The following is a 15,831-nucleotide window of genomic DNA, read 5'->3' on the forward strand; positions in this document are numbered from 1 at the left end:
CGCTTCGGGTTGGCGTACACTGCACAGGCTTGTTGCTCACTAGATTCATGAGCAATGAGTTCGGGGCCGTTTAGGATTCGACGCCGGTTGCGAAACTTTAGGTGCATGCCGAGTTGGTAACAGAACTCGTAAATCCACTGTTGCAACTACTTATAGTTGCCAATGACGAAAACTACGGCCAGGAATTCTCTCTCGCTGCGTAAGCAGCTTTAGACCTGAGCTTCTGGTACCTTCGGGTCCAGCAATCACCAGGGGATGTCTGTAAACCCAAAGTGATTGTCATATAGAACAGAATCGCCGTGCAGTACGTTGTGGACGAAGCGGCTAAAACTTACACAACTCGCCCAAAGCACCCTGCCCGTCGGGTCGCTGAGGGTTAACTTAATAGACACGGCTACGCATGTAGTACCGACAGCGGAGTACTGGCGGACGGGGGTTCAAATCCCCCCGGCTCCACCACTTCAACATCTAAAGACGTCCATGGACGTCTTTTTTTGTGCCTGGAATCCGGACGTCAATCCGAAGACCATAGCGATTCTGGCTACGCTCAAAATTGAGTCACTACCCTAGGCGGCAGCACTGCGTTTAATTGAGGCGATGACTGAAATGATAGCGTTAGCATCAGCGTCGCCAAACGCGCCATCTAATCCCTCATGATGCAGTGCGGTAAACGGCGGTTCATAGAGTTGACCCGCTTCCATTACTCCCTGCCGCGTTAGACGATCAATGATCATTTCAACAAAACGAATCTGCTGACTGCTGTAGCGGTTCTCGTCGAGGAATTGACCGAAAGCCTCTTTTGCGGCGTTACGGTCCAAGCCTACCAATGAGCGGATCAACAGAGTCAGCGGCTGGTCAGCGCCATAGCACTGTTCGAATTGCTCGCGACTCTGAACCGGTTCCGACTCGTAGACAAAATGCTCCAGCTCGCTCAGGTCGCTCGGTGTCAGCGGCCGGTTGAATTTGAGCTTGGCGATTGCCACGTGATTCTCGTTGCCACGGATATAGGCTTCGACCTTTTTCTTGTACTGCTCCAGATTGATGCCAGTGTTGAAATCCTTCAGGTTGACCACCGTCGCTTCGCCAATTTCGTCGCTCAGCACGCTATAAACGGGGTTGCTCGGGCGGCGTTCGATAAACTTGATCAGCTCGCGCATCTTGCGCCGCAGTTGCTCAAGCATCGGCAAGCGGATGTCCTGCCAGTACTCGTCGGTTTGCACGTCCTGAAGCAACGCAAGTTCAGCATGCACTGCCGGAATGCTGTCCATCACTTCTAACTGGCTGGCCAGCTCGACCACCTTGTCACGATACGTCACGAAGTCGCTGGTCGAGCGAAGTAACGCCAGCTGCAAATTCAGGCACAGGAGATCGAACAACTTGGCGGTGATGTGCTCAGGAGCGCGCTCACTCGGCAAGCCGGCGACGTGACTGCGCAGATCACCCAGCGCTGCATCATCCAGCGCATTCCAAACTTCACGCTCGGCAAAGCGGGTTACGTGCTCAAGTTCGGTACGCACGATGAAGTTGTCCTTGTTCATCGCCGCGACTTCGTCGTGCAGCTCGTCGGTCAACTCCCTGCGCAGTTCGACAAAGGCATCGTACCCGCCCCTGGTTTCCGCCAAATCAACAGGCTCGCGAACGTCCTTCGGGGCTAACAACGACAGCAGATCCAGCCGCGCTTTGAACAACCGCTTGCCTAGCGGTTCGGCCGTACCGCCCAAAGCGCCGTTGGGGTTTTCGTTGAAGTATTCGAAGTTGGCGCAGAAATCGAAGATGGCGAACTCGCGCTTATGCACGCCCGGCGCAAACAGGTCCGGGCATAGGCGCGTGCCGCGGCCGATCATCTGCAAGAACTTCACCTTTGAGCGAACGGCCTTGAAGAACACTAAATTCAGCACCTGTGGTACGTCGATGCCGGTATCGAGCATATCCACGGAAATGGCGATCTGCGGCTGCTTGTTCAGCTTGCTGCTGAAGTCATCGATCAGGGTCTGCGCATAACTCACTGCATGGGTGATCACCCGGGCAAACTCCCCCTTAAAGTGCGGGTAGTGATGATTGAAGCGCCGTGCGATAAAATCGGCGTGCTTTTGGTTCACTGCAAAAATAATGGTCTTGCCGAGCTTGTCGCCACCCTCCACTGTCAGGCCATTTTGCATCAAGTGTTTTAGCATGAGGTCAACGGTTGGCTCGTTGAATAGCTGCTTGTTGACCTCAGAAGCTAGCACCTCGGTAGGTGCATCACCTTCGGCACTGTAATCGCCCCAATCCAGCGACTCCCAATGCTCTTTCTCATCATCGCTGAGCTGGTCGTACCGGATGCCTTCGCGAACAAACTTGATCGGCACCGAATAAGCCTTGGGCGGCACTAGATAACCATCATCCACCGCTTCATTCAGCCCGTAGGCATCGGTCGGTACACCTGTTTCCAGACCGAAAAGGTGATAGGTATCGCGATCCACTTCGTCACGCGGGGTAGCGGTCAGGCCCACTAGATAACTGTCGAAGTAACGGAAAATCGCGCCGTACTTCTGGTAAACACTGCGGTGCGCCTCGTCGATCACGATCAGGTCGAAATGGCCAACGCCGTACTTGCGACGGTCGCCCTCCATCTGGTCGATCAAACCCATCATGGTCGGATAGGTGCACAGATACACCCGACCTCGGCCATTTTTGTCGGTAACAAGATTGACAGGACTGGAGTCCGGCAGGAACTCCTTGAAGGCATTTGCGGCTTGTTTTACCAGGGCTACCCGGTCAGCCAGAAACAGCACGCGCTTGACCCAGTTACCCCGCATCAACAGCTCGATCAGGGCAATCGACATCCGTGTCTTACCAGTGCCGGTGGCCATGGTTAGCAAACCGGCGCGGCGGCCCTGACTCAGTGATTCGGTCATCGCTCGAATCGCCCGGTGTTGATACGCCCGCTCAACAATCTCGCTATTGATCGGCAGTTCGCGCACGTCGGTTTGCAGGCTGCGCCGCTGAATCGCCAACTCCAGCTCATCGCGGGTGTAAAAACCCTGCACTTCGCGTGGCGGCGCACGGCGGTCGTCCCACAGCCAGGTGTGGTTACCGTTGCTGTAGAAAATCAGCGGCCGCTGGCCCTTCTCGGCTTCCAGGCAATCGGCGTACAACTTGGCTTGCTGCTGCCCCACGTCCGGGTCTTTAAGGCTGCGCTTAGCTTCCACCACCGCCAATGGTCTGCCGTTGGCACCCCACAGCACGTAATCGACAAAACCTTCACCTTGCCCGTTGGGCATGCCGCTGACTGGCACTTCAGCGTCAGCGTTTTTGCCCAATTCCCAACCGGCCTCGCGCAGCAGCACATCGATAAACAAACGGCGGGTGTCGGCCTCGTCGTAATCATGGTTATCCGGCACTGCGATATTGGTCGCCTTGGCCTGGGCCAGCGCCGCTCGGGTGGCAACCAGCTCAGCATCCAGTCGCGCCAGCAGCGACTCGCGCTCACTTAGGGTTGCGGCTTGCTCGGCGATCGCCGCCTCTCGGGCTTCAAGGGTGCCGTGCTGGGCCGCAATCTGCTCTTGGAATTTGGCTTCCTGCTTTTTCAGTTCCGCACGTGTAAAGGCAACTGCCTCATTTATGCTAACGAGCTGAGGCACACGTTTTTCGTCAAACGAAGCGTCGATACTTTTCGGGTCACTGGCGCGGGTATAGGTGCGTCCCAGCCAGAACAACACGTGAAACAACTCGCGCACCAGCCGCATCGCATCGCTGTAGCCAATCGCTTGATTGGAATGCACCGCCTGATTGCCAAACTTCTGAATCAAGCGAGTCTTTTGATGAATTTGCGGAGGCAGCAGGCGAACGAACTCCACCTGAGTCAGCAGCAGATTAAGACCGTTATCGTAAGGCATGCGCAGGTCGCGATCATGCTCGTACAGCCAGTGCACCGTCTGCTCCAGCGCATGACGGGTACGCATGCAGCAGGCACGCGGATCGGAGTACACCAATTGCTCTGCGCCTTTGGCCGGCTCAAACAGCGTTTTGAATTCAGGGAGGAGAAATTCAAAGTTGCTCATTTAGCTGGCTGCCTTCTGTGAGTCCATCTCGGCCAAATGCTGGCGCACGCTGCCGATTGAGTCCTGAATTCTGCGAGTAAAACTGGAAGGTCCGCGATAGGTCATTACCAGCCGATCAATTGCGCGGGTCATTGCCACATACAGCAAACGCGCCTCGTCGACCTCGTCTTCGCCCTTTTTTGGCATGTCACCCAGACTGGGGATCAGCACCAGGCCGAACTCCAAGCCCTTGCTCGAATGCATGCTGACGATCTTGACTGCATCCTCACGGCCATACAACGTCCCCCGACCCTTGGCCGACTGGCCCGAGGCGAAGTTAATGCCAGCCTCATTCAAAGCGCGCTCGACTCGCTGGGCCTGGGCGGTGCTGCGGTAGATCACCGCCATATCATCCAACGCACGGCCCCGACCTTGCTCATCGCGGATGCGCTCGACGATGCAGTTGTATTCCTGCCAGTCGGAATCACAACGTAGCAGCTCAGGGAATGCGCCCCGTCGGCCAGCACTTTGAGGCGCGACAATTGGCACGCCATCTTCGGCAGCATCGCGGGCGGTCAGCAGCTCAATGGCAAAAGCCCGCGCCACCGACAACACCTCCACGGTGTTACGGTAATTCAAGCGCAGGATGGTGGTACGCCCCTGAGCCTGGATACCGACACTCGCGAAGCTGAAATCCATGCCGCTTTTCCCGCCCTTGCCGCGATAGATAGACTGCGCATCGTCATACAGCACCAGCAGCGAATTACTCTCGGGGTCGATCATTTGCACCACCAGCTTGAACCACTCCGGCTGGAAGTCGTGGCCTTCGTCGATCAGCACTGCCGCATACTGAGCACGGGGGATTTGTCCGCGGTCGACACCATCGATCGTGTTCTCGACCATCTGCGCCATCTTCACATTGATCGACAAATTCTGCGCCGGGCGATCGACGTTAAACGCCGTGAGCATGTCTGAGCACCAGGCGTGGAAGTTGCGCACCGTGACCTTATCGCTCAGGCCGCGCTCGGCCAGCACCTGTTGCAAGCGCCCGGCCAGGGATTTGTTGTAACAAAGTACCAACACCGGCTTATTTGACACCTGTGCCAGATGCGCACAGCGGTACCCGAGAATCATAGTCTTGCCGGAGCCGGCCGCGCCATGAATCACCCGATGCCCCTCGCCCAGCGAGCGCGCCAGTTGCTCCTGCTGCAAGTCCATGACCTTGATCAACGTTGGAAGTGGCGCGTGCTGTTCTGCGAACAAACCGAACTGCCCCGGCAGCGTGTTTACGCGCACCTCGGGGTACAGGTGATAGCGCACGCGGTCAATCTGCGGCAGGCTCAATTGGCAAGGGAAAATATGCTGGAACATATTCCAGAGCCTTTGCTGGAAGGCTTCAGCGTCGACTACCTCGGTTATTTCATCTTGAAACAGTACCTGTTGCGGATTCAGCACCTCGGCCAGGTTAGTCTGCTCAAATTGCTTACGGGTAATCGCCGTCATTACTACGCCCCAACCGAAGGGCATGATGAGGTTGCCTGCATACGGCGAACCGACGGGCTGCTTCAGCGCTGGATCCCTTTGCAACATCATCGCCACTTCCATGGCATATGCCCGCGCCTGCAGCATGGGGTTCTTGACGGTCTTCAGCAGCCCGTCGGCATAAATTCTCGCCTGGTCGCGATCCATACTCTGGATAGTGTCGAGCTTCCAGTCCTTAGCCTCCAGCACCAGCAGCCCGCGCAACGGATGCAACAGCACAAAGTCCGGCTGCAGGGCTTTTGGCCCCACCGGGACATTGAACCAGCACAGGTAGTCGTCTTCGAGCTTCTTCTCCAGGCGCTCGGCCAGCCGGCGTTCACCCGGTGTATCGAAGCGGCAGGTGGTGCGGGCGGGAAAGAATTGAGCCATATGGGGTTGCCTGTTCCTTGGCGTGCTGGGGCACTGTGCATGACTTAGAGCGTACCTGCAAAAGCATGTTGTTGTAGCCCAGCAAATAGCTCGTCGAAGCGGTTTTCTTGAGTTAAGGCTTGTTCAAGCTGGCGCCCTAACGACTTCTTGATTGAAACAAAATGCCGTTGTTTTTCTATCGAAGGTAACGCAACCGGGAGTTCTTTTATGATCCCCATATTGAGCCCGGCCATGATTGCACCTTTTGCTCGACTCTCAAGATAGTTCCGGGCAACCGGATGCAAGAGGAAGTACGAGTGCAAAAACTCCGGATCGCAACGCGTGCGGTCGATCGTAATGCAGCAGAGGTGCTTTGTGTTAATCGCGGTTGGTATGTCGTCAGGGACAACAGCGCATCGCCCACAAGTCCCCATGATCGTGATTAGTACGTCGCCTGGATTAACCCGATAGCGAGAGAGCTGCGAATATTTTTCTTCCGTAATGAATCTGGGCTTCGCCCATGCAAAAGCATTGGATACGGCGTTATCTATACCGAGGACAGCGATGCCGTGATCAACAAACTCGCTATGCAGTAATTGACTGCCAAAGGGACCTGTCCGAATAGCACCCGCAGAAGGTGCAAGCCCAGCTACTGATGTGGTCGCCACCGTAGTGTCGCCGAACATCTCCAGAAACACGGATTTCAGCAGTTGATCGAGCTTGGCGATGGCTTCGCGGCGCTTGGCGCGCAGCGCGTCGGCCTTGCCCAGAATCGCCGTGATACGGCGTTGTTCGGGGAGTGGGGGGAGCGGGACAGGTAGCTCGGCAAGCCTGGCGAATGAAATTGCAGCGCGCCGGTGCACTGATCCTTTAGAAAGTGTTGGGTAAGCTGAGAGAGCCTTTGGTGACTTCAGAAAGCGCTCAAGGTAAGTAGCGTCTGCTTTGGTTTCATCGACGCTAAAGACCGTATACATCGGACTTATTAGTGAGAGTTTAGGGCAAACCCCGATAGAACCTTCGTCCAGATGGATGGTTGCATAGGCCAGCTCACCCGCAGCAACCATCTTGTACCCTTTGGTGTCTCGACTGAAAACCTGCTTCTTGAAGTATTCCAGACTTGGAACGAACCCTTGATGCTTAGTGACTGAGTAAACGGGGAGGTTCGCCTCTGAACCAGCCCTGCGACTTATTTCTTTGGCGAAATCGCCTAGTCGGGTGAGATAGTTTGAGGTCACAGCAACATCCCCTCCAGTTCATCCATCCCCTGCATAATCTCTGCCTCCAGCGCCTTCAACTCTTCCAGAATTTTATGCGGCGCATCGTGCTGCACTTGTTCGTACACTACCTCCTTGTAGCGGTTGATTGACAGGTCATAGTCGTTGCCGACGATTTCCGCCTTGGGCACCAGAAAGCTCTGCTCGGTACGCGTGCGGCTGGTTTCGTCGGCACAGTTATGCCAGCGGGCGATTATGTCAGGTATGTTGTTGCTGTTATGTTTACTCGTATCCAACTCGCTGCGTTTATCGTCCAGAGAATAGCCGTCGGCCTGCATGTTGTAGAACCAGACGTTATCGGTGCCGCCAGAGTTGGTTTTGGTAAACAGCAAAATAGCGGTGGATACCCCAGCATAAGGGCGGAACACCCCAGAGGGCATGGAGACGATACCGTCAAGCTTGTGCTCTTCCACTAGCATCCGTCGTAGCGTCTTGTGAGCCTTGCTGGCCCCGAATAGCACGCCGTCCGGTACGATCACCGCTGCGCGGCCTCCTGCCTTCATGACGCGTAGGAACAAGGCGAGAAACAATAGCTCGGTCTTTTTGGTTTTAACAATCTGCTGCAGATCCTTGGCGCAGCTCTCGTAATCCAGGCTGCCGGCAAACGGCGGATTAGCCAAAATCAAACTGAACTGCCCTTCGACGCCAGCGTGGCCTTCGCTGAGCGAGTCACGGTTTTCAATCGCCGGGTTTTCCACTCCGTGCAGCAGCATGTTCATCGAGCCAACACGGAGCATGGTGCTGTCGAAGTCGAAGCCATGGAAGGTGTCGTGATTAAAGCGTTTGGCGCTGGCCGCGTCCTGATACAGCTCCTGGCTGTGGTGGGTGTTGAGGTATTCGGCAGCCGCCACGAGAAAACCAGCTGTACCGCAGGCCGGGTCGCAAATGGTGTCGGACGGTTTGGGGGCCATCATCTCGACCATCATTTTGATGATGTGCCGAGGCGTGCGGAACTGACCGTTCTTCCCAGCACTGGCGATCTTACCGAGCATATATTCGTAGAGGTCGCCCTTGGTGTCGCGATCTTCCATGGGGATGGCATCGAGCATGTCCACCACCTTGACCAGCAGTGCCGGGTTCGGAATGGTGAAACGCGCATCTTTCATATGCCCGGCGTAGGTGGACTCGCCATCTTCGCCGCCCAGCGACTTGATGAAAGGGAAGACCTTGTCGGCAATCAGCGCGTACAAACTGGCAGGATCACCCAGTGCCTTGAACGCCGCCCAGCGCAAATGGGCCTGATAGGGGCTGAAAATCGGTTTATCAATTGGCAGCCCGGTGCGCGCTGCCTTGCGCTCCTTAACCGTCTGCAGCTCGTCGAGACGCTTGATAAACAGCAGGTAGGTCATCTGTTCGATGACTTCCATGGGATTGGAAATACCGCCGCTCCAGAACGCATTCCAGATCTGGTCAACTTGGGATTTGATAGCGCCTGTGATCACTACTGATAACTACCTGAATAATGGAATTAATGCCCTGCGAAGACACACTGTGGGCAATAGCCAAGCCGGATAAACGCCAGCCTGAAAAGGTGCGCGCAGTGTAACGATCAGCGGGTGAGGCTGTCAGGTACAAAACTACTCCCCCTCACCTCCGCCTTTCGCCGAACCATCATCCTTACCAACGTGTTATCCCTCACCCAATAGTGATGAAACAACCCGGCAGCCGCGTGCAGGCCGATTAACCAATAGCCCGTGCTGCCAATCAGCTCATGCCAGTATTTGATTCGCTTGGCCAGGTCGGGATCGACAGAGATTGGCGCGGGTATATGGAAGCCGAAGTACGGGAATGGTTTATCGCCGGCGGCGAGCATCAGCCAGGCGAGGATTGGAGTGGCGATCATTAACCCGTACAGGGCCAGGTGCATCAGGTGGGCGATGCCGGTCTGCCAGGCGGGTGGTTGGGGGGTGATGGGCGGGCGCGGGGTCAGGCGGGCGAACAGGCGGAGCCACACCAGGATGAAGATGCTCGCGCCGAACACGCCATGTAAGCCCATGAGCAGGCCGCGCGCTTCGCTGCCTCGGGGCATGAAGCTTTTGATTTCGACGCAGGCGTATACGCCGACGAACAGCGCCAGCATCAGCCAGTGCAGGGTGATCGAGAGTTTGCCATAGCGGTCTACGGAGATGTCGCGGGTCATAAGGCGCCTCATTATTGTCAGGGGCGACGATGGAGCGGTTTGGCCGTCGCCGTTCGGTTGTCGGGCAAGCCGACTGCTTCACCCTGCCCTGGGTGTCTTAAGGCAGTCTGAAGATAGGCGCTTCGTTAATCTTTTTCACCTTCAGACTTCGTTAAGAAACGGACTGGATACTCCGCTCAAATCAGTTGAGGGAGGCGTCCAGCCCATGCCCGATTTCCATTGGAACATCCCTCTGCCGTTGTACTTCGGTCAGGCCGAAAATCCGCCCATGCGGTTATCGAACGCTCTGGCGGGAGACGATCAGCGGGCCGTGTTCGAAGCGTTTATCCAACAACGCTTTCGCAAGGCGCATGGCGCCGACATCCGCCACTTCATGCCCGAGCTGTTTGGTGTGCAAAACGGTTCTGGCGAACTGTGTGCATTGGCCGGGGTGCGTCGTGCGCATCTTGAGCCGCTGTTTCTCGAACGTTACCTGGATGGGCCGATCGAGCCGCTGATCAGCGCGGCCGCCGACCGCCCCGTTTGTCGCGAGGGCATTGTCGAAGTGGGCAACCTGGCCGCCAGCGATACCGGCAGCGCGCGCTTGAGCATCATCGCGATCACCTATGTTCTGGCCATGGGCGGCCTGGAATGGGTGACCTTCACCGGCAACATCGGTCTGGTCAACAGTTTCCATCGTCTTGGCCTGAAACCCGTGACGCTCTGCGCTGCCGATCCGCAGCGCCTGGGCGATGACCGCCATCACTGGGGCAGTTACTACGAGAGCAAACCCTGGGTGCACGTCGGCAACATCCGCGCCGGTTTTATTCATTTGCGCAACATCGGCCTGTTCGCTCGGCTGGGATTGCCAACCTGGAATGAAGGAGCCTGTCATGTCGCTTGAACGCCAACGATTCCATGAAGCGCTGCGCAGCCATGCCGGGCGCAACGACGGCAGCATCGCGCTGTGGGGCGACACGCTGAAGATCGACTACACAATGCTGTACGTCGAGGTGATGTATCGCCAGCAGCACTTGCGCGATGAACGCGTGAAGGTTATTGCCCTGGCGCTGGATAACGGCGTCGAAGCGATGCTTTGGGATTTGGCAGCGCTTTTCGAAGGCGTGATCTGCGTGACGTTGCCACCGTTTTTTAGCCAGGCGCAACGCGCCCATTGCCTGGAGCAGAGTCAGGCCGAACGGGTGATCAGCGAACCGGCGCTGGAATTTGAACTGCTAGCCGCCGGTTATGAAAAACACGGAGAGTTCTGGTGTCGCACGTTTACAGGCGTCAGCCGCTTGCCCGCCGGCACCGCCAAACTGACGTTCACCTCAGGCACCACCGGCACCCCGAAAGGCGTGTGCCTGAGTGCCGACAGTCTGCTGCGCGTGGCGCGGGAACTGGATCAGGCGAGCAAACCCACTGATCCACGACATCACCTGACGCTTCTGCCGCTGTCGATCTTGCTGGAAAACCTCGGTTGTTACGCCGCACTTTACGCTGGTGCGACGCTGAGTCTGCCGAGCCAGAAAAACCTGGGCATCCAGGGCGCCAGCGGCGTTGATCTGCCGCAATGGTTGGGCAGCCTGGCCAGCCGCGCACCGGACAGTCTGATCCTGGTGCCGCAACTGCTTTTACTGCTGGTCAGCGCCGCTGAACAGGGCGCCTTCGATCCGCGATCACTGCGTTTTGCCGCCGTCGGTGGGGCACGGGTCTCCGAGGATCTGCTGCACCGCGCTCAACGCATCGGCCTGCCGGTGTACGAAGGTTACGGCTTGTCCGAATGTGCATCGGTGGTCTGTCTCAATCGTCCTGGCGCACAGCGGCCGGGCAGTGTCGGCCAGCCGTTGCCGCACGTCGAGGTGCGCCTGGCCGAAGACGGTGAGGTGTTGATCAAGGGTTCGACCTTGCTGGGTTATTTGGGTGAACCGGCACTCGCCGATCAATGGTGGCCGAGTGGCGATCTGGGCGAGTTCGACGCAGACGGTTTTCTCTACCTCAAGGGCCGCAAGAAGCATCAGTTCGTCACCAGCTTCGGGCGCAACGTCAACCCGGAATGGGTCGAGTCGGAACTGACCCAGCGTGGCCAGATCGCTCAGGCTTTCGTGTACGGCGAAGCCTTGCCGCACAACCACGCGTTGCTTTGGCCCAGCCGTAAGGAATGCAGCGATGCAGAACTGGCTGCCGCTGTCAGCGCCGCCAACCGGACCTTGCCCGATTACGCCCAGGTGCATCACTGGACACGCCTGGCGCACCCCTTTACCGCCACCAATGGCCTGCTGACCGCCAATGGCCGCCCGCGCCGCGACGCCATCGTCGCGCACTACCGCGCGCAACTGACTGAACACACCCTTTCGAAGGAATCTGCCTCATGAGTTTTTTCGACACCCTGCAAGAAGCCACACAACAGGAACGCCACGAGTTGTTCAACTTGCCGATCATCATTGATGCGCTGCAAGGCAAGGTCAGCCTGGAAAGCTATCGGGCATTTCTCGCGCAGGCCTACTACCACGTTCGTCACACCGTACCGCTGATGATGGCGTGCGGCGCGCGCCTGCCCTCTCGCCTGGAATGGCTGCGCAAAGCGGTGTGCGAATACATTGAAGACGAATACGGCCACGAGCAGTGGGTACTCGACGATATCGCCGCATGTGGCGGTGATCGCGACGCGGTGCGCGACGGTGCCCCGTCATTGCCCATCGAGCTGATGGTCAGCTTCCTCTACGACCTGATCGCCCGGGGCAACCCGGTGGCACTGTTTGGCATGGTCAATGTGCTGGAGGGCACCAGCATCGCCTTGGCCACCCATGCAGCGGGCAGCATCCGTGAGCGCCTGGCGCTGCCAGAAACCGCGTTCAGCTACCTCAGTTCCCACGGTTCGCTCGACATTGAGCACATGCAGACCTATCGACGACTGATGAACCGGCTCGAAGACCCTGAAGACCAGCAGGCAGTGATCCATGCGTCGAAAGTGGTCTATCGGCTCTATACCGATATGTTCCGCGGCCTGCCTCGCGATACGGAGACTGAACATGCAGCTGCATGAGGCCCGCGTGGTCATGACCGGCGCCAGCGGTGGCATTGGCCTGGCCATCACTCGTGCCCTGTGCGTCGCCGGTGCGCAAGTGCTGGCGGTTTCCCGGGATGAACAAACGCTGCGCCCGCTGCTCGACCAGTTCCCGCAGCGCCTGCACTGTGTCGCCGCCGACCTGACGCTGCTCAGCGACCGGCACAAGGTGTTGGCCGCCGCTGAGACCATGGGCGGCACCAATCTGCTGATCAACGCGGCCGGGGTCAATCACTTCGCCATGCTGGAGCAACTGGACGACAGCGAGATCAACGGCATGCTGGCAGTGAACATTAGCGCACCGATCTGCCTGACCAAACTGCTGCTGCCGCTGCTCAAGCAGGCCGACAGCGCCACAGTGGTCAACGTGGGCTCGACTTACGGCTCGATTGGTTACCCCGGCTATGCCAGTTACTGCGCGACCAAGTTTGCGCTGCGCGGGTTTTCCGAAGCCTTGCGCCGGGAGCTGGCGGACACGCGGGTTGGCGTGCTGTACGTGGCACCGCGTGCCACTCGCACAACCATGAACAGCCCCGCCGCCCAAGCGCTGAATGACGCGCTCAAAGCCAGTGTCGACGACCCGCAAGCCGTGGCCGCCGCCGTGATCCATGCCATCGCGGGGGATCGTCGCGACCTTTACCTGGGCTGGCCGGAGCGCTTTTTTGTGCGCCTCAACAGCCTGCTGCCCAACCTGGTGGATCGCGGCCTGCGCAAGCAATTGCCGTTGATCCGTCGCCTCAGTGAAAACCCCGATAACGAGACACTAAAACCATGAAAAAACTCTTCGCATGCTTGATGGTGGGCGCCCTCAGTCAAAGTGTCTGGGCGCTGGATGCCGCTGATCAGCAACGCCTGACCAGCCTTCAGCAAAGTTGGGCGCGCATCCAGTACGAAACACCGGAGAAACAGCGCGCCGCCGCGTTCGAACAACTGGCCGCCCAGGCGACGAACTTCACGTCCGAACGTCCAGCCCTCGCCGAGGCCTGGATCTGGAAAGGTATCGTCACCAGCAGTTGGGCAGGTGCCGAAGGTGGGCTCGGGGCGTTGAGCAAGGCCAAGGAGGCGAAGGCTGACCTGGAAAAATCCCTGACCCTGGACCCCAAAGCGCTGCAGGGGTCGGCCTCCACCAGCCTCGCCGCGTTGTACGACCGGGTGCCGGGCTGGCCCATCGGTTTCGGTGACAGCGACAAGGCCGAGCAACTGCTCAAGCAGGCTCTGCAACTAAACCCTGAGGGGATCGACAGCCTGTACTTCTGGGGCGATCACCTCTACCGTCAGAAACGCTACGCTGAGGCGAAAGCCGCGCTGCAAAAAGCCTTGCAAGCCACGCCGCGTCCAGGCCGGGAAAGTGCCGATGCCGGACGCCGCCAAGACATCGCCGCGTTGCTGGTGGACGTGAACAAGAAACTCGACTGAAGGAGCCGGTGTGCGCTTATTACTGATCGAGGACGACGTAGCCCTCGGCGAGGGTATTCACCAGGCGCTGGGGCGCGAAGGGTACACCGTCGACTGGCTCAAGGACGGCAGCAGCGCCTTGCACGCATTGCTCAGCGAAACCTTTGACCTGGCGGTGCTTGATCTCGGCCTGCCACGCATGGACGGGCTGGAGGTACTGCGCCGGTTGCGTGACAGCGGCTCGAATCTGCCGGTGCTGATCCTCACCGCTCGTGACGCCACCGAGGACCGCATCGCCGGACTGGACGCCGGCGCTGACGACTATCTGATCAAACCGTTCGACCTGGCCGAGCTCAAGGCGCGTCTGCGCGCCCTGCTGCGACGCAGCGCCGGACGCGCGCAGATGCTGATCGAACACGCCGGCATCAGCCTCAACCCCGGTACTCAACAAGTCAGCTATCTCGGCGAGCCGGTGGTGCTGACGCCCAAGGAATATCAACTGCTGCACGAATTGCTGTCGCCACCGGGCCGGGTCATGACCCGGGATCACCTGACGCAATTGCTTTACGGCTGGAACGAAGAAGCCGAAAGCAACACGCTGGAAGTGCACATCCACCACCTGCGCAAGAAATTCTCCACCGACCTGATCCGCACCATTCGCGGGGTGGGTTATCTGGTGGAGGAACGCCGATGACTTCAATCCGCCGTCGCACCCTGACGCTGATTATCGGCCTGATGCTCGCCGGGCTCGCGGTGCTCAGCCTGTTCAACCTGCACGACAGCAATCACGAAATCGCCGAAGTCTACGACGCACAATTGGCGCAGAACGCGCGTCTGTTGCAAGGCGTGATGCGCATGCCGTTGGCCGGGAAGGATCACGCGGACTTGTACCGCGCCTTCAACTCAACCTTGGCCGAAGCGGTGCCTAGAGGTGATGGCCACCCCTATGAACGCAAACTGGCGTTTCAAGTGTGGAGCCCACAGGGCGAAGTCCTGGTGCACACCGCCAGCGCCCCCTCCTTCACCACACCGCCGACCCAACCAGGCTTCAGTGACGTGGTGGATCTGAACAAACGTCACTGGCGTGCGTTTCTTCTGGATGACAAGCAGAACGGCTTGCGTATTTGGGTCGGCGAACGTGATGACGTGCGTGCAGACCTGGTCGACCGTATCGTCCGTCATACGCTGTGGCCGAACGTGATCGGCAGCTTGATGCTTGCGGCGATGGTCTGGCTGGCCATCGGCTGGGGCCTCAAACCGCTGGCCGACATGGCCGCAACCCTGCGGGCGCGGCACAGCGGTGCCCTGGAACCGCTGCAACTGACTCCGCTGCCCAGTGAGCTGGAACCGATGCAGGCCGCGCTCAATCGCATGCTCGCGCAGATCCAGGAGCTGCTCGGCCGTGAACGCCGTTTCATTGCCGACGCTGCCCACGAGATGCGCACGCCGTTGGCGGTGCTGCGGGTACACGCACAAAATCTGCTGGAGGCTGGCACCGAACAGGAGCGCCGAGAGTCCCTGGCCTTTCTGATCGCCGGCGTCGACCGCACCAGTCGCCTGGTCAATCAGTTACTGACCATGGCTCGCCTCGAACCACAGGCCATCGCTCCCGCCAGGCAACGTATCGACCTTGGCGAAACCGTGCGCAACAGTCTGGTGCAACTCACGCCCTGGCTGCTGAGCAAACATCTGGAACTGGTCTTCGACGAGCGCCCGCACGCCACCAGTACTGTTACCGATGTAGCCGCCATCGATATCGCCCTGAACAATCTGATCACCAACGCCGCCAACTTCTCCCCGGAGCACGGCGTCATTACCGTGCAATTGACCGAAGCCGACGGCTTTTATCATCTGAGCGTCGAGGACCAGGGGCCAGGAATTGAAGAGGTCGATCGGGCACGGTTGTTCGAGCGGTTCTACAGCCGGGGTAATCCGGAGGGCGCGGGATTGGGGCTGGCGATCGTCAACACCATCGCGACGGGATTGGGAGGCAGGGTCACCTTGGTCAACCGACCAGAAGGCGGCTTGCGGGCGACCTTGCAGATTCCGATCACGGGCTGATCA

12 protein-coding genes and 1 other RNA gene are annotated in these 15,831 nt (G+C 58.5%); 8 read left to right on the forward strand and 5 right to left on the reverse strand.

Translation table 11 applies throughout. The annotated features are described in order from the left end of the window. The first annotated feature begins 62 nt into the window (after nt 1-62). Nucleotides 63-459: a transfer-messenger RNA gene (gene ssrA / locus RG836_RS10620) on the forward strand. Between the two features lie 107 nt (nt 460-566). Here the strand turns inward: ssrA and RG836_RS10625 are convergent. From RG836_RS10625 to RG836_RS10645, 5 genes are all read right to left on the reverse strand, one after another. After that, entirely contained in the window at nt 567-4,043 is a 3,477-nt protein-coding gene (locus RG836_RS10625) for a DEAD/DEAH box helicase family protein (RefSeq protein ID WP_310845269.1), read from the reverse strand. Then, on the reverse strand, nt 4,044-5,933 hold the full coding sequence (locus tag RG836_RS10630; protein ID WP_310845271.1) for a DEAD/DEAH box helicase: 1,890 nt from the start codon (nt 5,931-5,933) through the stop codon (nt 4,044-4,046). It abuts the gene before it with no gap. Between the two features lie 44 nt (nt 5,934-5,977). Beyond that, on the reverse strand, nt 5,978-7,147 hold the full coding sequence (locus tag RG836_RS10635; protein ID WP_310845272.1) for a restriction endonuclease subunit S: 1,170 nt from the start codon (nt 7,145-7,147) through the stop codon (nt 5,978-5,980). Next, on the reverse strand, nt 7,144-8,628 hold the full coding sequence (locus RG836_RS10640; RefSeq protein WP_310845273.1) for a type I restriction-modification system subunit M: 1,485 nt from the start codon (nt 8,626-8,628) through the stop codon (nt 7,144-7,146). The genes RG836_RS10635 and RG836_RS10640 overlap by 4 nt, the downstream gene beginning before the upstream one ends. 107 nt (nt 8,629-8,735) lie before the next feature. Further along, on the reverse strand, nt 8,736-9,326 hold the full coding sequence (locus RG836_RS10645; RefSeq protein ID WP_310845274.1) for a cytochrome b: 591 nt from the start codon (nt 9,324-9,326) through the stop codon (nt 8,736-8,738). 205 nt (nt 9,327-9,531) lie between these two features. Between RG836_RS10645 and RG836_RS10650 the strand changes: the two genes are divergently transcribed. Genes RG836_RS10650 through RG836_RS10680 form a run of 7 tightly spaced genes read left to right on the forward strand, consistent with a single transcriptional unit; the run spans nt 9,532 to nt 15,828 of the window. Next, nucleotides 9,532-10,209: a thermostable hemolysin gene (locus RG836_RS10650; protein ID WP_310845275.1), complete on the forward strand. Its 678-nt coding sequence runs from the start codon at nt 9,532-9,534 to the stop codon at nt 10,207-10,209. Further along, entirely contained in the window at nt 10,199-11,680 is a 1,482-nt protein-coding gene (locus RG836_RS10655) for an AMP-binding protein (RefSeq protein WP_310845276.1), read from the forward strand. Before RG836_RS10650 ends, RG836_RS10655 begins: the two co-directional genes overlap by 11 nt. Then, on the forward strand, nt 11,677-12,351 hold the full coding sequence (locus tag RG836_RS10660; protein ID WP_310845277.1) for a TenA family transcriptional regulator: 675 nt from the start codon (nt 11,677-11,679) through the stop codon (nt 12,349-12,351). The genes RG836_RS10655 and RG836_RS10660 overlap by 4 nt, the downstream gene beginning before the upstream one ends. Next, nucleotides 12,338-13,147, forward strand: a complete 810-nt coding sequence (locus RG836_RS10665) for an SDR family oxidoreductase (RefSeq protein ID WP_310845279.1) — start codon at nt 12,338-12,340, stop codon at nt 13,145-13,147. The genes RG836_RS10660 and RG836_RS10665 overlap by 14 nt, the downstream gene beginning before the upstream one ends. Continuing rightward, nucleotides 13,144-13,788 carry a tetratricopeptide repeat protein gene (locus RG836_RS10670; RefSeq protein ID WP_310845281.1) on the forward strand — a complete coding sequence of 215 codons (645 nt, stop codon included), beginning with the start codon at nt 13,144-13,146 and terminating at the stop codon, nt 13,786-13,788. Before RG836_RS10665 ends, RG836_RS10670 begins: the two co-directional genes overlap by 4 nt. A 10-nt stretch (nt 13,789-13,798) precedes the next feature. Beyond that, entirely contained in the window at nt 13,799-14,461 is a 663-nt protein-coding gene (locus RG836_RS10675; protein WP_310845283.1) for a response regulator, read from the forward strand. Beyond that, on the forward strand, nt 14,458-15,828 hold the full coding sequence (locus RG836_RS10680; RefSeq protein WP_310845285.1) for an ATP-binding protein: 1,371 nt from the start codon (nt 14,458-14,460) through the stop codon (nt 15,826-15,828). The genes RG836_RS10675 and RG836_RS10680 overlap by 4 nt, the downstream gene beginning before the upstream one ends. The last annotated feature ends 3 nt before the right edge of the window (nt 15,829-15,831 follow it).

Source organism: Pseudomonas rhizozeae, assembly GCF_031583775.1.
Lineage (GTDB): Bacteria > Pseudomonadota > Gammaproteobacteria > Pseudomonadales > Pseudomonadaceae > Aquipseudomonas.